This window comes from Paucibacter sp. XJ19-41 (assembly GCF_028462495.1).
Lineage (GTDB): Bacteria > Pseudomonadota > Gammaproteobacteria > Burkholderiales > Burkholderiaceae_C > Roseateles_E.
Genome location: NZ_JAQOWX010000015.1, coordinates 32177 through 56192, shown reverse-complemented (window position 1 = coordinate 56192; position 24016 = coordinate 32177). Strand labels below are relative to the sequence as shown.

Genomic DNA, 24016 nt, shown 5'->3' with positions numbered 1-24016 from the left:
TCGGCGCCTATGCCGACCACCGCCGCCGACTACATCAAGAGCCATATCCGCACCGTGCCCGACTGGCCCAGCACGGGCGTGCAGTTCCGTGACATCACGCCGCTGCTGTCCAATCCGCGCGTGTTCCGCGTGCTGATCGACCAGTTCGTGCACCGCTATTTCGACGCGAAACCGACGGCCATCGCCGGCCTCGACGCGCGCGGCTTCATCATCGGCTCGGTGCTGGCCTATGAGCTGAACATCGGCTTCATCCCGATCCGCAAGAAGGGCAAGCTGCCCTTCACGACGGTGGAGGAGACCTATGAGCTGGAGTACGGCAGCGCCACGGTGGAAATGCACACCGACGCCGTCAAGCCCGGCGACCGCATCGTGCTGATCGACGACCTGATTGCCACCGGCGGCACGATGATGGCCGGCGCCAAGCTGCTGCAGCGCCTCGGCGCGCTGGTGGTCGAGGGCGCGGCCATCGTCGACCTGCCCGAGCTCGGTGGCTCCCAGCGCCTGCAGCAGAGCGGGCTGCCGCTGTTCACGCTGGTCGACTTCGACGGCCACTGAAGGACAATAGACCATGGCCAAACCCATTCCCCGCCTCAGCCGCGACCAGATCGACGCTGTCATCAAGACCGCCTGGGACGACACCCCGCCCTATAACAAGGTGCTGATGCAGCACGCCATCGGGCAGGGCGAGCTGGTGCAGCTGATGAAGCGCGAACTGACCTCCAGCGCCTACAAGCTCTGGGCCGCCCAGGGCAAGGGCGTCAAGCCACCGAAGGCCAAGTCGACCTGGCCGCACGGCCGCTGATGCCGCAAGCACTCAATGTGCTGGGCACGCCGCTGGTGCCCTGCTCCTACGACCCGCTGACCGGTTTCTTCCGCGACGGCTGCTGCCATACCGATCAGCATGACCTCGGCAGCCACGTGATCTGCGCCAAGCTCACGGCCGCCTTTCTGCAGTTCTCGGCGCTGCGCGGCAACGACCTCGGCACGCCCCGCCCCGAACAGCGCTTTAGAGGCCTGAAGCCGGGCGACCGCTGGTGCCTGTGCGCGCTGCGCTGGAGGCAGGCCTATGAGGCCGGCGTCGCGCCGCCGGTCGTGCTGGAATGCACCCACGCGCGGGCGCTGCAATACGTCAGCCTGGAGCAGCTGCGCGCGGCGACCGTGTAAGCCCGGGGCTCCTCCCGCCCCAAAAAAGAAGCCCGGCAAACCATCACGGCTGCCGGGCAAGTCTCAGGGCCATTTGAGGGAGGGAGGAAGAGCACCCTGAGTGAGGCCAATTTACCAACTCGGGGCGCCGCTGCGCGTAGGACAAGGCCGCATTCGAGCCGCGGCGATTGGCCTTGGCACCGACTTCTGATCTAGCGATTCGGTTCGCCGATCAAATAGCCCAGCCCCATAGAACCCCATAGAACCCCATAGAACCCCATAGAACCACCCATGACTGCTCAGCCTTCGTCCGCCAGCGTGTAACTGGCCCAGCGCCGTTCACCCTGCTGCTTCAGTACGCCATTGGCCTTCAGCCGCCGCAGCAAGGTGGCCGCCTGGTCACTGGATAAGCGGCACAGCTCCATCACATCGCCCCGGACAATCCGGCCATGCTGGCGGATGTAGCTCAACACCATCTGTTCATGCTGGATCGCCGAGAAACCGGCCTGGCGCGTGTAGGCGGCTTGGCCGCCCGCCAACCGGTACACCTGAGCCGACAGCATGTAGCTGCGCCCTCGGGTGGCGCCGTGAGGCTCTACCAGGCCGGCCTCGGTCAAGGCCTCCAGCGTCTGCCGCGCCTGAGCCACGTCGCGCTGGATGTAGGCGGCCAGCTCTTCGGCCGTCAGCCGCTTCTGGGTACGCAGCGCGCTGAGGGCAATCAGGCTGTCGATCGGCAGCTCACTGCTGCCGCCACGCTCGGCGTCCACCACCAGGCGCCGGAACTCCAGATCCGCCGGGTCTGTCGGCAGACGCAGCACGACATCCTCGCGCGAAGTGCGGCTGTAGTCTGGCGCCGGTCGGCCGAACTTCAGCAGACCCCGAAAAATCTTGTCCACACCTCGCCCCGAGCGCTCGACCACGCCGATGCGCTTCATCGCGTCCGCCAGTTGCGGATTGCGCGGATGGGGCTCGATGGTCAGCAGATTGCTCAGCGTCACGCCATCGACCAGGCCGCCGGGATTGCTGACGACCAGGGCGCCGTCTTCAAGCCGCACATGCACGGCCCCCAGGCGGTGATAGTCGCGATGGATCAGCGCATTCGCCACCGCCTCGCGAAACGCCCCCAGGTCCACCAAGGGCACAGGCACCCGGAATAGCCCCACCTGAAGCTCTTCCTCCGGGTTGTAGGGCCGGAAATTGGTCTCCAGCCAGTCCAGCGCCTTGAGCAGCGGGAAACGCCGGAATTCGTTGAAGCGCACCGACTCGCGCGCCAGCACCTGAAAGGCGAACTCATGGGTAGGCACCAGCTCGCGCAAGGCCGGCTCGCGGCCGATCAACAGCAGGCCCGTCAGCGTGGGTGCGCGATGACCGCCGGGTAGACGCCCGGTCAGCCCCAGCGCGCCGTCCAGCGCCTCATCGTCCAGCTCCAGCAGCACCCGGTCGCCGCCATACTGCTGCACGCTCTGGCGCAGCCGCTCCCGCTCCAGCGGGTCCAGGTCCGCCAAGGTGGCGCCGGCCACGATCTGTGCCGAGGCGTCCATCTGGCCGAAGCTGCTCGCGCGGCTGGCGCGGTCATGCGGCAGCATGGCCACGCACTCGGGCTCACCATCGGCCTTCAGGCGACGACGCAGGTAGACGCCGCCGGTGGTCGCGACCTCGCCCTGGGCCTTGGGCACAGCGATATGGGCCACCACGACATTGCCAAATTGCACGGGCGTGACAGTCACCGCCAGCGATGGCGAGGTGCGCGCGGCCACCAGGCCGGCCATACCCATCAGCTGTTGATGCTCGATGTGCAGCCCCGTCGGCGCGCCGTCGTCCTCGACGCCCAGCCACAGCTCGCCGCCCTCGGCGTTGGCGAGGCAGACGATGGCTTCGATCAGGTCGCGGTCCGGCAGGCGCGTGCGGTCGCTCTTGAACTCGACGGTCAGGGATTCACGGGCGGGCAGCTGCGGTGGAGTCATGACTTGCTTTCAGGCTGGATGCGCTCGTTGTTGTCGAGTCAGCGGCATGTGATGCGCTGTGATGCCTCAGGCCTGGCGGCTGAACCGACCCATGATGACCTTGCCGGACGTGATCAGGGACTCGATGTAGTCCGCCCAAAACTGCAGCATCTCGCGCCGCTGCGGCGCGTACTCGGCCCGGTTGTAGACGCCGCGCACGCCACCAATGATGTGATTGAGGGCCTTCTCCACCACGTCCGATGGCCAGCCGTTCTCATGCAGCAGGGTCGAGGCCGTGCGGCGCAGATCGTGGATGGTGAAGGCAGGGATGGTCTGGCCCTGCAGGGCGGTTTTCAGCGCGGTGTTGATCGAGTTGTGGGCAAAGGTCTTGGTCCTGCTGCCACGGCCCGGCAACACGAGTTCGCTGGTATCGGCCAACACCTTCAGTTCCCGGAACAGCTCGACCGCCTGGCGCGACAGGTACACGATATGCGGCTTGCCGGTCTTGGAGTGCTCGGCGGGGATGTGCCATTCGGCCTGCTCAAAGTCGACATCTGACCAGCGCGCCAGCAGCAGCTCAGACTTGCGCACCATGGTCAGCAGGATCAGGTGTAATGCCAACTTGAACTGCCGGCGGATGTTGGACTCGAAGGCGGCCCGCAGAAAGTCCCTGATCTCATCGGGCGACAGGGCGCGGTCACGGGACCTGGACTTGTGAACATGACGCATGGGCAGCGCCAACACCGGATTGATCGGGGCGAGGCCACAGGTCAGCGCATAGTCAAACATCCGCTTCAGGACACTGCGCAACTGGCCGGCGGCGGCATCGAAGCCCTCATCCTTCTTGCGCCAGATGATGGTCCGCACATCCTCCGTGGTGACCTCCCGCACGGGCTTGGCGCCGATCACGGGCACGATGGACTTCTCGAAATAGCGGCGCGGACTCGACACGTCCTGCCGGTCCTTGGCCACCACCTCCCGGAAGAAGCGCTCGCCGAACTCGGCCACCGTGATGGTGTCGGGCGCCGGAACCTTGGCCAGCTGCTTTTGCTCCGCAGGGGAGTGCCCTAGCGCCACGGTACGGGCGGCCTCATCCCGCTTCACGCGGGCATTGCGCAGCGAGAGGGCAGGGTACTTGCCGAGGGTCAGCTTCTCCTGCTTGCCAGCGAAGCGATAGCGGTAGCGCCAGATGATGCCGCCGGTCGGGAAGACCTCGACATACAGGCCTCGATCATCTGTGACCGTGTAGGCCTTGTCCCTGGGCTTCAAGGCCTTCAGGGCGATATCGGTGAGGGCCATGACCACCTCGCTGAGTCCAAGTTGATTCAGCAATTGTGTCCAAGTTGCTATTTGGACTCAAACTTGGACTCAAAGACCCTTGGATCTTCTCGCACTTCAAAAAACAAACATGGACTCAAATTCGCTTTAAGACATTGAATTTAAAGGGAAAGTTCGATCTGCATGGGACGCCATGGAACGTCCTGGAACATGCTTTTTATTTCCCGATACAAAACCGGCTGAATATCTCGCCGAGCAAATCGTCGGCCGAGAACGCGCCGGTGATCTCGCCGAGGGCGTCGTGCGAGAGCCGCAGCTCTTCGGCCAGCAAATCCAGCGCGGGAGGCTGCTGGGTGGCCACGGCCTTGGCCAGCTCCAGATGCTCGCGGGTGCGCTTGAGTGCCTGGACATGGCGCTCGCGGGCGATGAACAGGCCCTCGGGCGTGGCGTGCCAGCCGACCTGCTGCAGCAGGCGCTGGCGCAGCTCGCTCAGGCCGGCGCCGGTCTTGGCGGACAGCGCGACGGCGCCTGGGGCCAGGTCTTGCCCATGGGCGGTGTCGGCCTTGTTGAAGACCTGCAGGATGCGGCCGGCATCGACGCCCTGCAGGCGCTCGTTGATCAGGCGGTCCTCGGCCTCGTAGTCCGGCTGGCCGATGCGGCTCAGGTCGTGCAGGAACAGCACGACATCGGCATCGGCGATCGCATCCCAGCTGCGCGCGACGCCGATGCGCTCGACCTCGTCCTCGGTCTGGCGCAGGCCGGCGGTGTCGCTGATGTGCAGCGGCACCCCCTCGATCTGTATGGTCTGGCTGACCTTGTCGCGCGTGGTGCCGGGTATCGGCGTCACGATGGCCAGCTCGGCACCGGCCAGCGCGTTCAGCAGCGAGCTCTTGCCCACATTGGGCTGGCCGGCCAGCACCACCTTGATGCCCTCGCGCAGCAGCGCGCCCTGCTGGGTGCGGTCCAGCACGGCCGCGAGCCGGGCATGCAAGCGGTCCAGCTGACCCAGCGCATCGGCCTGCTGCAGGAAGTCGATCTCTTCCTCCGGGAAGTCCAGCGTGGCCTCGACCAGCATGCGCAGCTTGATCAGCGCATCACGCAGCTCGCCGACCTCGCCGGACAGCGCGCCAGCGAGCGCACGGCTGGCGCTGCGCGCGGCCGCCTCGGTACTGGCATCGATCAGATCGCTGACGGCCTCGGCCTGGGCCAGATCCAGCTTGCCGTTCAGAAAGGCGCGCTGGGTGAACTCGCCGGGCTCGGCCAGGCGCATGCGCATGCCGGTGCCGGCCTCCATGCAGCGCGCCAGCAGCAGCTGAAGCACCACCGGCCCGCCATGGGCCTGCAGCTCCAGCACATGCTCGCCGGTATAGGAATGCGGGGCCGGGAACAGCAGGGCCAGGCCCTGGTCTATGGCCTCGCCGTCGGCCGCGCGGAAGGGCAGATAGCTGGCCTCGCGCGGCTTCAGGGTCTTGCCGCACAGGGCCTGCACGATAGGGGTCAGGTCTTGCGCCGACGAGACGCGCACGATGCCCACCGCGCCTCGTCCGGGAGCAGTGGCGATGGCGACGATGGGATCTTGGTGGCGGGACAGCATGGGCGAATTTTCACCGATGGCGGCCACCCCTGACGAAAAACGCCGACCTTGGGGTCGGCGTCCGGGAGATGTCGCGGTGGATGGCGCGGGGGAGGCTGTCAGCGGGCGCTCGCATGAGCCCCGCTGATGGGCCTTGTCGCCAGGCACTGTTGTCTTTGACAGGCCGGTGACTCTCTGCCCCGCATGTGATCGATTAAAGGCCTGGCGGCGCCAATAAAAAAGCCCCCAAGTGCGGGGGCACCCGGGGGCTTCGTGAAATGCTGGCGCCGGCGGCTATTTATTGACGCCGAGCTGCCGGTTGATCATCCACTGCTGGGCGATCGACAGGATGTTGTTGGTCAGCCAGTACAGCACCAGACCGGCGGGGAAGAAGAAGAACATGAAGCTGAAGGCCAGCGGCATGATCCACATCATCTTGGCCTGCATCGGGTCCGGCGGCGTCGGGTTCAGCCAGACCTGGAACAGGCTGGACAGCGTCATCAGGATGGGCAGCACGAAGAACGGATCCTTGGCCGACAGGTCGGTGATCCACAGAATCCACGGTGCATGGCGCATCTCGACGCTGGACAGCAGCACCCAGTACAGCGCGATGAAGAAGGGCATCTGCAGGAAGATCGGCAGGCAGGAGCCGATCGGGTTGATCTTCTCCTCGCGGTAGATCTTCATCATCTCCTGCTGCATCTGCTGCGGCTTGTCCTTCAGGCGCTCGCGCATCTCGGTGATGCGCGGGTTGACCGCCTTCATCTTGGCCATGCTGCGGTAGGCGCTGGCATTGAGCCAGTAGAACGCGATCTTCAGCAGCACCACCAGCGCGATGATGGACCAGCCCCAGTTGCCCAGCAGCTTGTGCAGCTGGTCGAGCAGCCAGAACAGCGGCTTGGACAGGATGGTGAACCAGCCATAGTCCTTCACCAGCTCCAGGCCCGGGGCGAGCAGGGCCAGCTTGTTCTCTTCCTGCGGGCCGACGAAGAGCTGGTGGTCGGCGCTGACGCTGGCGCCGGGCGCCAGCTGGGCCAGCGGGAACAGCATGCCCACCGAGTACAGATTGTTGTCGACCTTCTTCGCGTAGAACTCGCGCGGGCTGTCGCCCTTGTGCAGCCAGGCGCTGGCGAAGTAGTGCTGGACCATCGCGACCCAGCCGTCGCTGGCATTCTTCTCGACGCTGGCCTTGCCCTTTTCGATGTCCTTGAAGTCGAGCTTCAGGAACTTCGACTTGTCGGTATACATCGCCGGGCCGGTGAAGGTGAAATAGAAGCTCGACTCATTGGGCAGCGGATTGCCGTCGCGCACCAGCTGGGTATAGAGCTGGGGCGTCAGCGGCGCGGCCGAGGTGTTCAGCACCTCGTGCTTGACGTCCACCGCATAGTCGCCACGCTTGAAGGTGTAGGTCTTGACCAGCTTGACGCCGCCCTGCTCGGGCGACTCGAAGCGCACGACCAGGCTTTGCTCGCCGTCCTTCAGGCTGCGCTCCCCGGGCACCAGGCTCATCGGGGTCAGATGGCTGGGCGCGCCGGCCACGCCGACCAGGCCGGTCTGGGCCAGGTAGACGCGCTGGGCGCTGCGGTCCAGCACGACGATATGGCCGCTGGCGTCGGTCTCGTCCTTGTGCTTGAGCAGTTCCACCCGCACCAGGCTGCCGCCCAGGCTGTCCAAGGTGGCCTTGACCACATCGGTGCTGATGACGACGGTTTCGCCAGTGCTGCTCGGTGCCGCAGCGGTCGGCGCGGCGCCCGGTGTCGCGGCCGCGCCCGGCAGAGTAGCAGCGGTGGGCAGCGCGGCAGCGCCGGGTGCCGAGCCAGCAACGGCCGCCGGCTTCGGTGCGGCGGGGCTGAACATCGAGGGGTGACCGTTGTGCTTTTGCCAGCCGTCCCACAACAGGACAAGCGACATGGTGAAGACCACCCACAGCACGGTGCGGCGTATATCAGTCATTGGGACGCTTCAGGATTGGAGGAGGAGGAACGGACGCCAGACCCGCAACCCAGACGGGTGAACAGGCCGGGCGGATTGTCGGGCACGGCATCATGCCCGCCCAAGCAGAAAGGATTGCAGCGCAGGATGCGGGCCGCCGCCAGATACGTGCCGGCGGCCGCGCCATGCTTGGCCAGCGCCTGCATCGCGTAGGCCGAACAGCTCGGCTGATAGCGGCAGCCGGCCTGCAGCCAGTGGCTGAACAAGAGCTGATAGCCACGCACCAGCCCCATCATGAAGCGCTGCGGCAGCGAGGCGGACGGGCGGTCCATATCGCTCAGGCCTGCGGCCGGGCACGGGCCGGCCGCTGTTGCTCGCGCTGCGGCGCGCGTGCGCGCTCGAACAGCTGGGCCAACTCGACGCGCGCAGCCGTGCGCAGCGCCTCGGACGAGGCGCTGGGGAACTGCTTGATATCGAAGGGCGCACGCAAGCGCACCACCCACAGCCCCGGCAGCAACGGCTCTTCGGCCGCAGCCTGGGCCACGAAGGCGGCGCGGATCTGGCGCTTCAGCAGGGTACGGGTCACGGCGCGGCGGGCATGGCGTTTGGGCACCACGCTACCCAGCCAGCAGCCTTGCGGCAGCGCCTGAGCGCGGCCCTCATCCACAAGCATGTGGATGTCCGGTGCATCGCCTGTTGATAACTTGGCCGCATCTGTGGACAACTTCTTGCCCGGCAGGCTGGGGCTGGCCGCAACATGGTGCACAGCGAAATGGCTGCTGCGAGCACGGCTGGGCGAACCCAGCACGCGCTCAAAGTCGGCCGATCGCAGGATGCGGCCGATCACGCTGTCGTGTCCCGACTTAGACAGCCAGACGCTTGCGGCCCTTGGCGCGGCGCGCAGCGATGACGGCGCGACCGCCGCGGGTCTTCATGCGGACGAGGAAGCCATGGGTACGGGCGCGACGGGTCTTGGAAGCTTGGTAGGTGCGTTTCATGATGAAACCTCTTGAGGTCTAAAGACGCTACAACGCAGCGAGGAATCCTCGCCCGCGAGAGCGGTTGTGGGCAAATCGTTACGAGATGCGCTGGGCATCCCGGCCGCCGAAGCCGCGCCGATCTGCCACACCCTTGACGGGTCCAGCAGGCCGATACGGCCCAGACGGCCACCGATGTGCGCCGCGCCGGCCCTGCCTTGGGGCCGACATGGGACAAGACCCATCAATCCACATGCTAGTGCAAAGAACAAGTCCGCCCGTGCGCAACCATCCGGCGTCCGGAAAACCCGCGATTACACCAAACTTTGGCGCCCCGGTCAATCAAGAGGGATCGCCATCCCGGGTTATCGGGGGCTTGACCGCGCCCAAAAATCTGTGGATAACCTGCGATTCGGCCGCGTCAAACCCGTACAATCCGGCCGCTCAAGAACAAGTTTTCCACAATGAGCGCAGACATGTCTGGGGCAGAACTTTGGCAGCGCGGCTGTGAGCGCCTGGCTGCTGAACTGCCCGAACAACAATTCAATACCTGGATTCGCCCGCTGCCCCCGGCCGATGTGGCCGACGGCAGCGGCGCCGACGCGGTGGTCGTCTCGTTGCGCGTGCCCAACCGCTTCAAGCTCGACTGGATCCGCAACCAGTATGCGGGCCGCATCGAAGCCATCCTGACCGAGCTGGCCGGCAAACCGGCCCGCCTGGAGCTGGCCCTGGCCGCGCGTGAGCCGGTCGGCCGCGTGGCCCAGCCCCTGCCCGCCAACCAGCCGATCGCCGTCGGCCAGGTGCTGCACAACGGCCTGCGCCCGGTCAGCCCGCCGCAGCCCGAACCCGTGCCGGCGGCCCCGGCCGCGCCGCGCGACCCGCAACAGCCCGTCATCCACAGCAATCCGGCCCTGGGTCCGCCGCCCAGCGCCAGCCGCCACCGCCTCAATACCGCGCTGACCTTCGACACCCTGGTGCCCGGCCGCGCCAACCAGATGGCGCGCACCGCGGCCCTGCATGTGGCCGGTGCGCCGGGCGCGATGTACAACCCGCTGTTCATCTACGGCGGCGTCGGTCTGGGCAAGACCCATCTGATCCATGCGGTCGGCAACGCCTTGCTGCGCGACAAGCCTGATGCGCGGGTGCTCTATCTGCATGCCGAGCAGTTCATCTCGGATGTCGTAAAGAACTACCAGCGCAAGACCTTCGACGAGCTCAAGGCCAAGTACCACTCGCTGGACCTGCTGCTGATCGATGATGTGCAGTTCTTCGCCGGCAAGGACCGCACGCAGGAGGAGTTTTTCAACGCCTTCGAGGCCCTCTTGGCCAAGCGCGCCCACATCATCATGACCTCGGACACCTATCCCAAGGGCCTGGTGGACATCGATGAGCGCCTGACCAGCCGCTTCGACGCCGGCCTGACGGTGGCCATCGAGCCGCCCGAGCTGGAGATGCGGGTGGCCATCCTGATCAAGAAGGCCGAGGCCGAGCAGACACCGATGCCCGAGGATGTGGCCTTCTTCATCGCGAAGAACGTCAGAGCGAACGTGCGCGAGCTCGAAGGTGCGCTGCGCAAGGTGCTGGCCTACAGCCGTTTCTCGCACAAGGACATCAATATCCAGCTGGCCCGCGAGGCGCTGAAGGACCTGCTGTCGATCCAGAACCGGCAGATCTCGGTCGAGAACATCCAGAAGACGGTGGCCGACTTCTACAAGATCAAGGTCGCCGATATGTACAGCAAGAAGCGCCCGGCCAGCATCGCGCGACCGCGCCAGATCGCGATGTACCTGGCCAAGGAGCTGACACAGAAGAGCTTGCCCGAGATCGGCGAGCTGTTCGGCGGCCGCGACCACACGACGGTGCTGCATGCGGTGCGCAAGATCGGCGGCGAGCGGCAGAAGAACACCGAGCTGAACCAGCAGCTTCACGTGCTGGAGCAAACCTTGAAGGGCTAGCGCTTTCCTCAGCGGAATTTGCCCTATAAGTAGGTGAAAATACGCGCTGTTGCCCGACGGGCCCGGCGCCAAAGCCAAAACAGAGCGGAGAGAGGTTTCCATGATTGTGTTGAAAGCCACCCAGGACAAGGTCTTGAGCGCGCTGCAGGCCGTGGCCGGCATCGTCGAGCGGCGCCATACCCTGCCCATCCTGGCCAATGTGCTGATACGCAAGCAAGGCCCGCAGCTCGAGCTGACCACCTCCGACCTGGAAATCCAGGTCCGCACCACGGCCGAGCTGGACGGCGACGCCGGCAACTTCAGCACCACGGTGGGCGCGCGCAAGCTGATCGACATCCTGCGCTCGATGCCCGCCGACCAGACCGTCAGCCTGACCGCCAATGCCAGCAAGCTGACGCTGCAGGGCGGCAAGAGCCGCTTCACCTTGCAGACCCTGCCGGCCGATGACTTCCCGCTGGTGCAGGAAGCCGCCGACTTCGGCCCGGCCTTCGCCGTGCCGCAGAAAACGCTGAAGAGCCTGATCAACCAGGTGCACTTCGCGTTGGCGGTGCATGACATCCGCTACTACCTCACCGGCATCCTCTTCGTTGCCGAAGGCAAGACCCTGACCCTGGTCGCCACCGACGGCCATCGCCTGGCGCTGGCCCAGGCGACGCTGGAAGCCGATATGCCCAAGCAGGAAGTCATCCTGCCGCGCAAGACCGTGCTGGAGCTGATGCGCTTGCTGAAGGACGGTGGCAAGGATGGCTCCGACGACCAGCCGATCGAGATGCGCTTCGCCGGCAACCAGGCCAAGTTCACCTTCAGCGGCATGGAGTTCGTCACCAAGCTGGTCGAGGGCAAGTTCCCCGACTACAACCGCGTGATCCCGAAGAACCACAAGTTCAATGTGACGCTGGGCCGCCAGCCGCTGCTGGCCAGCCTGCAGCGCGCCGCGATCCTGACCAGCGAGAAGTTCAAGGCAGTGCGCCTGAGTTTCGAGCCGGGCCTCCTGAGCATCGCCTCCAGCAATGCCGAGCAGGAAGAGGCCAAGGAAGAGATCGAGATCGACTACGGCGGCGACCTGATCGAGACCGGCTTCAACGTGACCTATCTGATGGACGCGCTGCAGAACATGAGCCAGGACATGGTGTCCATCGATCTGAACGACAGCGCCGCCAGCGCGCTGATCACGATCCCCGAGCAGACCGGCTTCAAGTACGTCGTGATGCCGATGCGGATCTGAGGCGAGAACTGACTTGACGACAGCGGGCCTCGGCCCGCTTCAGTGCTTTTAAAGGGGCGGCGAAGTGGCTGCCCGACAGTGAGAGAGAGTCCCCGATGAGTGATGTGCCGAGCAACGAACAGAACCCCGATGGCCTGACCGATAAGCAGAAGGACGCGGTCTCCGCAGAAGCGTCTTCGGGCGCGGTCTACGGCGCGGATTCGATCCAGATCCTCGAGGGCCTGGAAGCCGTGCGCAAGCGCCCCGGCATGTATATCGGCGACACCTCGGACGGCACCGGCCTGCACCACCTGGTGTTCGAGGTGGTCGACAACTCCATCGATGAATCGCTGGCCGGCCATTGCGACGACATCATCGTCACGATCCACACCGACAACAGCATCTCCGTCATCGACAACGGCCGCGGCATCCCCACCGGCGTCAAGATGGACGACAAGCACGAGCCCAAGCGCAGCGCCGCCGAGATCGCGCTGACCGAGCTGCATGCCGGCGGCAAGTTCAACCAGAACAGCTACAAGGTCTCCGGCGGCCTGCACGGCGTGGGCGTGTCCTGCGTCAACGGCCTGTCCAAGACCCTGCGCCTGACCGTGCGCCGCGACGGCAAGATCCACCAGCTCGAGTTCAAGCAAGGCATCCCGCAGGACCGCCTGATCGAGATCGTCGACGGCGTCGAGACCAGCCCGATGCGCATCGTCGGCGAGACCGACAAGCGCGGCACCGAGGTCCACTTCCTGCCCGACACCGAGATCTTCCAGACCAACAACGATTTCCACTACGACATCCTCGCCAAGCGCCTGCGCGAGCTCTCGTTCCTGAACAACGGCGTCAAGATCCGCCTGGTCGACGAGCGCAACAACAAGGAAGACAACTTCGCCTACGCCGGCGGCGTGCAGGGCTTTGTCGAGTTCATCAACAAGGGCAAGAACACCCTGCACCCGAAGATCTTCCACGCCCAGGGCGACAAGATCAGCGAGCAGGGCACCAATGTCGGCGTCGAAGTGGCGATGCAGTGGAACGACGGCTTCAACGAGAACGTCCTCTGCTTCACCAACAACATCCCGCAGCGCGACGGCGGCACCCATCTGACCGGCCTGCGCGCCGCGATGACACGCGTGCTGAACAAATACATCGTCGACAACGAGCTGGCCAAGAAGGCCAAGGTCGAGGTGGCCGGCGACGATATGCGCGAAGGCCTGGCCTGCGTGGTCTCGGTGAAGGTGCCCGAGCCCAAGTTCAGCTCGCAGACCAAGGACAAGCTGGTCAGCTCGGAAGTGCGCGCGCCGGTCGAGGACATCGTCAGCCGCCTGCTGACCGACTGGCTGCTCGAGAACCCGATCGACGCCAAGATCATCTGCGGCAAGATCCTCGACGCCGCCCGCGCCCGCGAGGCCGCGCGCAAGGCCCGCGAGATGACGCGCCGCAAGGGCGTGCTCGACGGCCTGGGCCTGCCCGGCAAGCTGGCCGATTGCCAGGAGAAGGATCCTTCGCTGTGCGAGATCTACATCGTCGAGGGTGACTCCGCCGGCGGCTCCGCCAAGCAGGGCCGCGACCGTAAGTTCCAGGCCATCCTGCCGCTGCGCGGCAAGATCCTGAACGTCGAGAAGGCGCGCTACGAGAAGCTGCTGACCTCCAACGAGATCATCACGCTGATCACCGCTTTAGGCACCGGCATCGGCCGCGGCGCCGGCAGCGACGACTTCAACCCCGACAAGCTGCGCTACCACCGCATCATCATCATGACCGACGCGGACGTGGACGGCGCCCACATCCGCACCCTGCTGCTGACCTTCTTCTACCGCCAGATGCCCGAGCTCTGCGAGCGCGGCCACATCTACATCGCCCAGCCGCCGCTCTACAAGGTCAAGGTCGGCAAGCACGAGCAATACCTGAAGGACGGCACCGAGCTGGACGCCTTCCTGCTGAAGGTGGCGCTGCAGGACGCCCATCTGCACACCGGCATCGGCGGCGCGGTGCTCTCCGGCGAAGCGCTGGAGCAGCTGGCGCGCAAGTACGTCCTGTCCGAAAGCGTGATCACCCGCCTGGCCAACTGGATGGACTTCGAGGCGCTGCGCGTGCTGTCCAGCGGCCTGGCCATCAACCTCGACACCAAGGAGGCCGCCGAGGAAGCCGCTGCCGCGATGCAGGCCGCGCTGCACCAGGCCGAAGTCAGCAGCGAGTACGACGCCCGCACCGACAAGCTGCTGCTGCGCATCAGCCGCCGCCAGCACGGCAATGTGCGCTCCAGCGTCATCAATGCCGACTTCATGCACGGCGCCGACTACGAAGTGCTGGCCGACGCCGGCCGCACCTTCAAGGGCCTGATCGGCGAGGAAGCCATCGTCCGCAAGGGCGAAGGCGAGAAGGCCAAGGAAAGCAAGGTCAGCGACTTCCGCGGTGCGATGGCCTGGCTGATGCAGCAAGCCGAAAACAGCGTCGGCCGCCAGCGCTACAAGGGTCTGGGCGAGATGAACCCCGAGCAGCTCTGGGAAACCACGATGGACCCCAACGTCCGCCGCCTGCTGCGCGTGCAGATCGACGACGCCATCGAAGCAGACCGGGTGTTCACGATGCTGATGGGCGACGAGGTCGAGCCGCGCCGCGATTTCATTGAGACGAATGCGCTGAGGGCGGCGAATATCGACGTGTGATCGAGGCCTCGCTCGCAGGTTTTGGCGAGCCACCAGCAGGGAGAAGGCATGTCGCCAGAGCAGAAGGCACGGCTCGTCATCGATACGAAGCTGGCCCAGGCGGGATGGATGGTCCAGGACTACCGCGCGCTCGATCTGAGCGCCGGCCTGGGTGTGGCCGTGCGCGAGCACCCGACCGACACCGGCCCTGCCGACTACCTGCTCTATGTGGACCGCGAGCCGGTGGGCGTGATCGAAGCCAAGCGTGACGAGGCCGGTGAGAACCTGACTGCCACCGAGCGGCAGACCGAGGGCTACGCAAGTGCCAAGCTCAAATGGCGGCGCGAGCACAAGCCCTTGCCCTTTTTGTTTGAGAGCACCGGGCAGATCATCCGTTTCAGCAATGCGCTGGACCCCGCACCGCGCTCGCGCGAGATATTCCATTTCTTTCGGCCCGAGCAATTGCAGCAATGGGCGACCCGGCCTGACAGCCTGCGCCGCCGCCTGGCCGAGCACATGCCCGCCCTGCCCAGCGAGAACCTGCGCGATTGCCAGACCGATGCCGTCATCGGCCTCGAACAGTCACTGGGCGCCAACCGGCCACGCGCCCTGGTCCACATGGCCACCGGCGCCGGCAAGACCTTCACCGCCATCACGGCCATCTACCGCCTGCTCAAGTTCGGCGGCGCCAAGCGCATCCTGTTCCTGGTGGACACGCGCAACCTCGGCAAGCAGGCGCATCAGGAATTCATGGCCTACACGCCGCCCGACGACGGCCGCAAGTTCACCGAGCTCTACAACGTGCAGCGCGTCGGCACGGCCGGAGTGGACCGCCACGCGCACGTCTGCATCAGCACCATCCAGCGCATGTACGCGACGCTCAGTGGCGAACCCCTGGACGAGTCGACCGAGGACATCCCGGCCGAGGACGTGGCCAAGGCCGTCGGCAAGCAGGGCAAGCTGGTGCAGTACAACGCCGAGCTGCCCGTCGAAGCCTTTGACTTCATCGTCATCGACGAGTGCCATCGCAGCATCTACAACCTGTGGAAACAGGTGCTCGATTACTTCGACGCCTTTTTGATCGGCTTGACCGCCACCCCGGACAAGCGCACCTTTGGCTTTTTCAATGAGAACGTGGTGGCCGAGTACAGCTATGAAGACTCGGTAGCCGATGGCGTCAACGTCGGCTACGACGTCTGGGAGATCGATACCGAGGTCACGAAGAAGGGCGGCCTGCTTGAGGCCAAGGAGTGGGTGGACCACCGCGACCGCCAGACCCGCAAGAAGCGCTGGGCCGAAACCGAAGAAGACACCGCCTACACCGGCAAACAGCTGGACCGTTCGGTGGTCAACACCAGCCAGATCCGCTTGTGTCTCCAGGCCATGAAGACGGCCGTGGAAACCCAGCTCTTTCCCAACCGGCAGGAAACGCCCAAGACCCTGATCTTCGCCAAGACTGACAGCCACGCCGACGACATCATCAAGCTGGTGCGCGAGGTCTACGACCAGGGCAATGCGTTTTGCCGCAAGGTCACCTACAGCGAGAAAGACGCTGACGGCGTGCTGCAGGCCTTCCGCAACGAGTACCACCCGCGCATCGCCGTCACCGTGGACATGATCGCCACCGGCACCGATGTGAAGCCGCTGGAAGTGCTGCTCTTCATGCGCGATGTGCGCAGCAAGGGCTATTACGAACAGATGAAGGGCCGCGGCGTGCGCAGCCTCGATGCCGACGGCCTGCAGCGCGTCAGCGCCAGTGCCGATGGTGCCAAGACCCGCTTCGTCCTGATCGACGCGGTGGGCGTGGAGAAGTCGCTGAAGACCGAGAGCCGCCCGCTGGAAAAGAAGCCGCAGGTGCCGCTGAAGGAACTGCTGCAAGGCGTGGCCCTGGGCCAGCGCGATGACGACACCCTGCTCTCGCTGGCCAACCGCCTGGTGCGGCTGGCCAAGCAGCTGGACGACAAGGCCCGCACCCGCATCGAATCGGCCAGCGGTGGCGTCCCGGTGGCCGAGCTGGGCAAGACCCTGATCCAGGCCCTGAACCCCGATGCCATCGTGGAAGCCGCTCTCACCTCGGCCAAAGCTCAGGGCTTCACCCGCAGCGAAGACACGCTCTTGCCCGAGGAGCTGAAGGCTGCGCGCGAAGCGCGCGTGCGATCCGCCTGCGCTCCGTTTGACAAACCAGCCCTGCGCGACGAGATCGAGACAGCCCGCCGCGACCGCGAGCAACTGATCGATCACGTCAACCTCGACAAGGTCAATTTCTCCGGCTTCGCCGCCCAGGCCGAGGCCCAGGCACGCGAGGCCGTCCAGCGTTTCGAAGACTATCTGCGCGAGCACCAGGACGAGATTGCCGCCCTGGGCTTCTACTACCAGCAGCCCTACCAGTGCCGCCCCCTGGTCTTTGAGGCCCTGGACCAACTCACCGAGCAACTGGCCCGCCCGCCGCTGATGCTGACCACCGACAAGCTGTGGAGCGCCTATGCCCGGGTGAAGGCCAACCAGGTCAAGGGCGCCACGCTGCGCCGCCAGCTCACCGACATCGTCTCGCTGCTGCGGTTCGCCACCGGCATGGACACCGAACTGAAGCCCTTTGCCGACAGCGTGGACAAGCGCTTCCAGGCCTGGATCTTCCGCCACAACGCCCAGCGCGGCAGCTCCTTCAGCCCCGAGCAGACCGAATGGCTGCGCCTGATGAAGGATCACATCGCCAGCAGCTGCGCGATCGGCCGCGATGATTTCGACTACGCCGAGCTGGCCGCCAAGGGCGGGCTGCAGCGGGCCTGGGCCGTGTTCGGCCCGGAACTGGATGAACTGATGAGTGAGATGAATGTGGAGTTGGTGGCGTGAGCGGTATACCTAATGGTTGGGTAGCAACCTCGCTCAGCGAAGTCGTCTTTTTAAAAACTGGCCCGTTCGGGAGCGCGCTGCACCAGTCAGACTACATCGACGGGGGGACGCCGCTTGTTAACCCGATGCACCTTGTCGAAGGGCGTTTCGCACCATCACTCGGCATGTCTATATCGGCAGAAATGGCGGAAAGGCTCAGCGAGTACAGGCTTCGATCAGGTGATGTGGTGCTTGGTCGCCGTGGCGAGATGGGGCGTTGTGCGGTAGCTGGCTCCCGTGAAGAAGGCTGGATCTGCGGGACAGGGTCGCTGATTGTTCGGCCTGACCAGGGAGCGCTGAGCGCAGACTATTTGCAAAGGTTGCTTACCAGCCGATCCGTGGTGGACTATCTGTTGGCCGCGTCGGTCGGTTCAACGATGGCCAATCTGAACCAGCAGCACTTGCTAGCCTTGAAAGTACTGCTGCCACCCATAGCCGAGCAAACCCGCATCGTTTTGAAACTCGAAGAACTGCTGTCCGAGCTGGATGCCGGCGTGGCCGAGCTGAAGGCGGCGCAGAAGAAACTGAAGCAATACCGCCAGTCCCTGCTCAAGGCGGCGGTGGACGGCTCGCTCACCGCCGCATGGCGCGCCCGGCCGGAGAACCAAACGCCAACGGAAACCGGCGCCCAGTTGCTGGCACGCATCCTCCAAGAGCGCCGCGCCCGCTGGGAAGCCCAACAGCTCGCCAAGTTCGAGGCTCAGGGCAAGGTGCCGCCTAGCGGGTGGCAGGGCAAATATCCGGAGCCGCGAATTCCGGAGACCGCGGGCCTGCCAGAGTTGCCGAGGGGATGGGTGTGGGCGAGCGTTGATCAGCTGTCAGACGAGCAACGTTACGGAACTTCGGCGAAGACGAATCAGAATGCGGACGGGGTGCCTGTTCTTCGCATGGGGAATATCCAAGACGGTGAACTCGATACTTCAAATCTGAAGTTCTTGCCGCAGGATCATCACGAAATCCCCTCGCTCCTCTTGCGGGACGGTGACTTGCTCTTTAACCGTACAAATAGTCCGGAGCTTGTCGGCAAATCAGCCGTCTACCGTTCGCAAATTGCTCCGTGCTCCTACGCGTCGTATCTGATAGCAGTCCGCTTCCCGTTCGGCGTCTCTGCTGAATTTGTATCTGCTGTCATCAACTCCGCGTACGGGCGCAGTTGGGTCAAAGCCGTTGTTACGCAGCAAGTCGGGCAAGCCAATGTGAATGGCAGCAAGCTAGCTGCTCTTCCGATACCGGTCCCGCCTTTGGCTGAGCAGTACGAAATCGAGCGAGCTCTGAGCGAACTCCGGTCTAGCGTGTCTCACCAAGAACGGAATGTGGTGCGTTCGTTGAAGCAATCCACCGCCCAACGCCAAAACATCCTCCGCGCCGCCTTCTCCGGCCAGCTGGTGCCGCAAGACCCGGCCGATGAGCCCGCCAGCATGCTACTGGCGCGCATCCGCGCCGAGCGCGAAGCAGCCCAAGCCGGTCGCAAGCCGGCAGCCGGCGTCCGCGCGAAGCAAAGAAAGAATGTGTTGAAGGAGTCTGCTTGATCATGCCCGCCGAGCAAGACCTGACCCTCAACGATCTGTCCATCCTGGCCGAGCGCTGCGATCTGGAATGCAAGGCGGCGCAGGGCCGTGATGGGCGCGGCGAATTGCCCGCAGATTTCTGGAAGAGCTACAGCGCCATGGCCAATGGCGAAGGCGGCTTGATCTGGCTGGGCGTTCAGGAGAAGCCGCTCGGCCACTTCCAAGCCGTCGGTTTGATTGATGTGGAGCGTGTGCGCAAGGCGCTCTGGGACAACCTGCACAACCCCAAGCAGGTCAGCGCCAATCTGCTGGCCGAGCATCAGGTGCAGCCCGTGCGGGTCGATGGCAAGACGGTGCTGCGCATCGAGGTACCGCGTGCGAGCCGGCAGGTCAAGCCCGTGCATCTGGGCAGCAATCCCTTCGGTGGCACCTATTTGCGCCGCCACGAGGGCGACTATCCGGCTGACGAGGAGACCGTGCGGCGCATGCTGGCCGAGCGGGTGGAAGACGCGCGCGATGCGCGTGTCCTCAAGGGCTTTGACATCGCCGATCTGGACATGGACTCCGTGCTGGCCTACCGCAACCGTTTCGCGGCGGTGAAGCCCGGCCATGTCTGGGCCGATCTGTCGGTGCCGGACTTCCTGGAGCGCATTGGCGCCGTGGGTCGTGATCGGGAACAGGGCTATAGCGGGCTTCGGCTGGCGGGCCTGTTGATGTTCGGCCGCGCCGAGGTGATCCGCGAGGCGCTGCCCAATTACATGGTGGACTACCAGGAGCGCCCCGAGGCCAAGGCCGAGCGGCGCTGGATCGACCGGCTGGTGCCTGATGGCAGCTGGTCCGGCAATGTGTATGACTTCTTCCGCCGCGTGTATCAGCGGCTGACGGCCGATCTCAAGGTGCCGTTTCAGTTGCTGGATGCTCAGAGGGTGGAGGACACCCCGGTTCATGAGGCCTTGCGAGAGGCCTTGGTGAATACCTTGATTCACGCCGACTTCTCCGGGCGGGTGTCGGTGCTTGTGGTGAAGCGGCCGGATATGTTCGGCTTTCGCAATCCGGGCTTGATGCGCGTCCCGCCAGAGCTGGCCCTGGTCGGCGGCAACAGCGATTGCCGCAATCGCCGCTTGCAGACCATGTTCCAACTGGTCGGCTATGGCGACCATGCCGGTTCGGGGATTCCAAAGATCTACAGCAACTGGGCGGGCCAGCATTGGCGTCGCCCGGTGCTGCAGCAGGTGATGGAGCCCGAGCAAACGCTGATGGAGCTGCGCATGAGCAGCCTGCTGCCGCCGGAGACGGTGGCCAAGTTGGAAAGCTCACTGGGAGAGCGGTTTAGCGTGCTGGCGCCGCAGGAGCGCCTGGCCCTGGTCACGGTCGCCACCGAGGGGCAGATCAATCACTCTCGCTTGCGGGAAATCTCGGCGGATCACCCAACCGACATTACCAAGATGCTGGCCCGTTTGGTGCGCGACGGTTTGCTGGTTTCGGAGGGCATTGGCCGGGGCATGGTCTACCACTTGCCCGGCCAGGCGTTCGCGGTGCAGCGTTTGTTCGACGTTCCGGATGAGGATGTGGCTGTGCCATTAACACCGGAGCTCGGCGGGTCAGGGCCTGAAGCGCCTCGCTTAACACCGGAGCTCGCCCCTGGCACCGGCTTTTCGCCGCCCTTAACACCGGAGCTTGCCGCCGACGGTGCTACCGCTCCCCTGATTGCCGACCTCGGGCAACTGAGCGAGGAGGATCTGGCCGTACTCAAGGAAACGGCAGCACCGGCGAGTAGTCGCAAGCGTGTGGATCCCGACCTGATGCGTGAGACCGTTCTGGCGCTATGCAGAGGGCGCTATCTGGGTCTGCGTGTGCTGGCCTCGCTGCTCAATCGCCGGGACAAGGATGGCAGTGATCTGCGCAAGCGCATCTTGAACCCGCTGGTGCAGGAGGGCCAGTTGACGAGGGCGTTTCCGAGTCCGAGCGACCCGCGGCAGGCCTATCTGACAAGCCCGAAGGAATAGGCCGACTGGTAGCTTGCGTCTGTTCTCGGCTTAAGGACAAAGAGCCTGAAATCCAGGTCCGGGTCAGCCGCATGTCCTTTAGATTTGTGCTCGATCACAGGTAAATCAATGACTTATCAAAAGACCCTCGGGATTCGCCGACATCGCCACCGCCTTTAGGCACCCGTTTTGCGATCTGCCTGGATTAGCGCAGCGACGCAGTCGCCCAGGGCCTTATCCAGATGTAAGAGCCTGGCTGAATTGAGGCCCTCTACTCCAGGATACCGTCTAAACACCGGAGCTCGCCGCCTAAACACCGGAGCTAAGCTCCTTAACACCGGGGCTCGGCTTTAGCAGGCTGCCAGCCCACGACCTAGCCAGCGACACGATGAACACCTCCACCCTGATCCAGAAAGTCTGGAACTTCTGCCACACCCTGCGCGACGACGGCGTGGGCTATGGCGACTATCTGGAGCAGCTGACCTATCTGCTGTTCCTGAAGATGGCGCACGAATACGCGCAGGAACCCTACAAGCGCGACACCCGCATCCCTCGGGGCTACGACTGGGCCACGCTGCGGGCCTTGAGCGGCGAGCCGCTGGAGGCGCAATACCTGTCCACCCTGCACCGGCTGGGCAGCCAGGGCGGCATGCTGGGCGCGATCTTCTTCAAGGCGCAGAACAAGATCCAGGATCCGGCCAAGCTCAGCCGCCTGGTGCAGATGATCGACGAGCAGAGCTGGGTCGGCATGGATGCCGACACCAAGGGTGATCTCTACGAAGGCCTGCTGCAGAAGAACGCCGAAGACACCAAGAGCGGCGCCGGCCAGTACTTCACGCCGCGAGCGCTGATCCAGGCCATGGTGGCTTGCATGCGGCCGCAGCCCAAGCAGACGATTGCCGATCCGGCCTGCGGCACGGGCGGCTTCTTCCTGGCGGCGAACGAGTGGCTGACGGGCACCGGTTCCTGGCTGAAGGAGAACGCGGACTGGCTGGGCCATGAGCGGCCCAAGCTCAGCGCCCCACAGAAGAAGTTCCTGCGCGACGATACCTTTCATGGCAACGAGATCGTGGCCGGCACGCGGCGGCTGTGCCTGATGAATCTGGTGCTGCACGGCATTGGCGATCTGGTCGGGGAGCCCTCGGTGGAGCGCGCCGATGCCTTGATCACCGAGCCGCGGCTGCATGTGGACCTGGTGTTGGCCAACCCGCCCTTCGGCAAGAAGAGCAGCATGACCATCACCAACGAGGACGGCGAGGAAGACCGCGACGCACTGACCTACGAGCGGCAGGACTTCTGGGAAACCACCTCGAACAAGCAGCTGAACTTCCTGCAGCACATCGTCAGCATGCTGAGGGTGACCGGCCGCGCGGCCGTTGTGCTGCCCGACAACGTGCTGTTCGAAGGCGGTGCCGGCGAAAAGATCCGCAAGAAGCTGCTGGAGACCTGCGATGTGCACACCATCCTGCGCCTGCCCACCGGCCTCTTTTATGCCCAGGGCGTGAAGGCCAATGTGGTGTTCTTCGACAACGCACCCAAGGACGGCCGCGTGCATACCAAGGGCGTATGGTTCTATGACCTGCGCACCAACCAGCATTTCACGCTGAAGACCCGCCAGCTCAAGCTCGCGGACCTGCGCGACTTCATCACCTGCTACAACCCGGCAAATCGGCATGAACGCAAGGAGAGCGAGCGCTTCAAGTTCTATCGATACGAAGACCTGCTCGCCCGCGACAAAGCCAGTCTCGATGTGTTCTGGCTCAAGGACGACAGCCTGGACAAGCTGGACGATCTGCCGATGCCAGACGTGCTGCAGCAGGAGATCATCGAACATCTGGAAGCCGCCCTGAACTCATTCAGGGAGGTCGCTGCGGCCTTGCCGCCATTTGCATCAAGACTGGGGCCGAACTGAATCCATCAGCCAAAGCCGGTCTGATGCTCCCTGCAATACTGCAGCCCCCCAAACCGCCCCTCGTTGTTCCAGCAGAACTTGCCCTCCGCGAAACTGATCTTGCCCATGCAGGACACGCAAACCAGCTTGCGTTTCAGCGGGTGGTCCGTGGCGGCGGGATAGTCCGCCGATGAAGCCTCCCGCGCAGCAAGCGCGGCAGCCGGCGGGGCTGATGCGGCCTTCGGCGCCATGAACTCGGGCAGCGCCAGCTGATCCTGCGGCCGATGTTGCCGCGCCAGCTTCTCGGCCCAGCCCTTGAGCGTGTCGGTGCTGTGGAAGTTCGCCAGCATGCCCAGGGTCGCGCCGACGCCGACACGCTCCTCGACATAGCGCTCGTGCCAGCTGGCGATTTGGTCGGCCTTGACGATGTCGCGGGTGTCGAAGGCCTTGGAGTCCGGCCGGCTGATGATGGCCTTGGGATGCAGCAGCACGACGTGCTGGAAGCTCGGCTTCATGCCGGCCCGACCGGTGATCCCCAGGCGCTCCAGCAGCCGGGCCAGCACGCGCTCATGGCGGCGGCTCTGCTCCAGCGGCGAGGCGATGCCAAAGGCCTTGCCCGAGCCGTAGCGCACGGTGAACTCGCCCTGCGCATTGATCTGCAGATGGCCGTTGAAGCACTTGGTCTCGAACAGATAGATGCGCAGCGCGCGGTTGATCACGAGATGGTCGATCTGCGCCGTCTCGCCGTCGACGCTGATGCGCAGATCGTGCAGGACCGCATGGTTGACGCCATCCTTGAGCCAGTTGTCGATGTAATGGGCGGCCTCGCGCTCGCCGTGAATGCCCTGGACGGTCCGGTGCTGTTCGTCCTTCAGCCAGTCGCGCTGGCGCTTGTCGAGCAGGCTGGATCGCTGCAGCTCCTCCAGCAAGACCAGCCGTTTGGTCTTGTCGTCCGCATGCTTGATCAGCATTTTTCGCCCTCCCTGGCTTTTTGTTCTGCTGATTCTGCACTTGCCCAGGAGCGGCAATGGGGTCAGTTCTTGCGGCGGATTGCACGGTAGCCTTACCTGCCATGCCACATACCCATTTT

At 64.6% G+C, this 24016-nt stretch carries 17 protein-coding genes and 1 pseudogene; 10 read left to right on the top strand and 8 right to left on the bottom strand.

Annotated features, from left to right (window positions below; genetic code table 11):
• Window positions 1-9 precede the first annotated feature (9 nt).
• Genes PO768_RS06065 through PO768_RS06055 form a run of 3 tightly spaced genes read left to right on the top strand, consistent with a single transcriptional unit; the run spans window position 10 to window position 1164 of the window.
• Complete coding sequence (locus tag PO768_RS06065; RefSeq protein ID WP_272645335.1) at window positions 10-555, top strand: adenine phosphoribosyltransferase; 546 nt, start codon at window positions 10-12, stop codon at window positions 553-555.
• Between the two features lie 13 nt (window positions 556-568).
• Entirely contained in the window at window positions 569-802 is a 234-nt protein-coding gene (locus PO768_RS06060; RefSeq protein WP_137944920.1) for a DUF2805 domain-containing protein, read from the top strand.
• Window positions 802-1164 carry a DUF2237 family protein gene (locus PO768_RS06055; protein ID WP_272645334.1) on the top strand — a complete coding sequence of 121 codons (363 nt, stop codon included), beginning with the start codon at window positions 802-804 and terminating at the stop codon, window positions 1162-1164. The genes PO768_RS06060 and PO768_RS06055 overlap by 1 nt, the downstream gene beginning before the upstream one ends.
• A 278-nt stretch (window positions 1165-1442) precedes the next feature.
• Here the strand turns inward: PO768_RS06055 and PO768_RS06050 are convergent, their stop codons facing one another.
• The 7 genes from PO768_RS06050 to rpmH all read right to left on the bottom strand — a co-directional run bounded on the left by PO768_RS06050 (window position 1443) and on the right by rpmH (window position 8867).
• Entirely contained in the window at window positions 1443-3107 is a 1665-nt protein-coding gene (locus tag PO768_RS06050) for an ATP-binding protein (RefSeq protein ID WP_272645333.1), read from the bottom strand.
• Window positions 3108-3173: 66 nt separating this feature from the next.
• Window positions 3174-4385, bottom strand: a complete 1212-nt coding sequence (locus tag PO768_RS06045; protein ID WP_272645332.1) for a tyrosine-type recombinase/integrase — start codon at window positions 4383-4385, stop codon at window positions 3174-3176.
• A 196-nt stretch (window positions 4386-4581) separates the two neighbouring features.
• Window positions 4582-5958 (bottom strand): tRNA uridine-5-carboxymethylaminomethyl(34) synthesis GTPase MnmE, encoded by a 1377-nt coding sequence (gene mnmE, locus PO768_RS06040; protein ID WP_272645331.1) that lies wholly within the window; start codon window positions 5956-5958, stop codon window positions 4582-4584.
• A gap of 273 nt (window positions 5959-6231) precedes the next feature.
• Window positions 6232-7890, bottom strand: a complete 1659-nt coding sequence (gene yidC, locus PO768_RS06035; protein ID WP_272645330.1) for a membrane protein insertase YidC — start codon at window positions 7888-7890, stop codon at window positions 6232-6234.
• Window positions 7887-8201 carry a membrane protein insertion efficiency factor YidD gene (gene yidD / locus PO768_RS06030; RefSeq protein ID WP_272645329.1) on the bottom strand — a complete coding sequence of 105 codons (315 nt, stop codon included), beginning with the start codon at window positions 8199-8201 and terminating at the stop codon, window positions 7887-7889. Before yidD ends, yidC begins: the two co-directional genes overlap by 4 nt.
• 5 nt (window positions 8202-8206) lie before the next feature.
• A complete protein-coding gene (locus PO768_RS06025) occupies window positions 8207-8716 on the bottom strand; it encodes a ribonuclease P protein component (protein WP_336297750.1) in 510 nt (169 codons plus the stop codon).
• 16 nt (window positions 8717-8732) lie between these two features.
• Window positions 8733-8867 carry a 50S ribosomal protein L34 gene (gene rpmH / locus PO768_RS06020; RefSeq protein ID WP_054021782.1) on the bottom strand — a complete coding sequence of 45 codons (135 nt, stop codon included), beginning with the start codon at window positions 8865-8867 and terminating at the stop codon, window positions 8733-8735.
• 455 nt (window positions 8868-9322) lie between these two features.
• Here rpmH and dnaA point away from each other — a divergent pair, with 455 nt between their 5' ends.
• The 7 genes and pseudogenes from dnaA to PO768_RS05985 all read left to right on the top strand — a co-directional run bounded on the left by dnaA (window position 9323) and on the right by PO768_RS05985 (window position 22947).
• Complete coding sequence (dnaA, locus tag PO768_RS06015; protein ID WP_269839524.1) at window positions 9323-10801, top strand: chromosomal replication initiator protein DnaA; 1479 nt, start codon at window positions 9323-9325, stop codon at window positions 10799-10801.
• Window positions 10802-10901: 100 nt separating this feature from the next.
• A complete protein-coding gene (gene dnaN, locus PO768_RS06010; RefSeq protein WP_272645328.1) occupies window positions 10902-12026 on the top strand; it encodes a DNA polymerase III subunit beta in 1125 nt (374 codons plus the stop codon).
• A gap of 188 nt (window positions 12027-12214) precedes the next feature.
• A pseudogene (gene gyrB / locus PO768_RS06005) lies at window positions 12215-14674 on the top strand (DNA topoisomerase (ATP-hydrolyzing) subunit B); the annotation flags it as partial.
• 48 nt (window positions 14675-14722) lie between these two features.
• A complete protein-coding gene (locus tag PO768_RS06000) occupies window positions 14723-17503 on the top strand; it encodes a type I restriction endonuclease subunit R (protein WP_272645327.1) in 2781 nt (926 codons plus the stop codon).
• Entirely contained in the window at window positions 17500-19071 is a 1572-nt protein-coding gene (locus PO768_RS05995) for a restriction endonuclease subunit S (RefSeq protein ID WP_272645326.1), read from the top strand. Before PO768_RS06000 ends, PO768_RS05995 begins: the two co-directional genes overlap by 4 nt.
• A gap of 2 nt (window positions 19072-19073) precedes the next feature.
• Window positions 19074-21056: an RNA-binding domain-containing protein gene (locus PO768_RS05990; RefSeq protein ID WP_272645348.1), complete on the top strand. Its 1983-nt coding sequence runs from the start codon at window positions 19074-19076 to the stop codon at window positions 21054-21056.
• A gap of 367 nt (window positions 21057-21423) precedes the next feature.
• On the top strand, window positions 21424-22947 hold the full coding sequence (locus tag PO768_RS05985) for a class I SAM-dependent DNA methyltransferase (protein ID WP_272645325.1): 1524 nt from the start codon (window positions 21424-21426) through the stop codon (window positions 22945-22947).
• 5 nt (window positions 22948-22952) lie between these two features.
• Here the strand turns inward: PO768_RS05985 and PO768_RS05980 are convergent, their stop codons facing one another.
• Complete coding sequence (locus tag PO768_RS05980) at window positions 22953-23897, bottom strand: nuclease-related domain-containing protein (protein WP_272645324.1); 945 nt, start codon at window positions 23895-23897, stop codon at window positions 22953-22955.
• Between the last annotated feature and the right edge of the window lie 119 nt (window positions 23898-24016).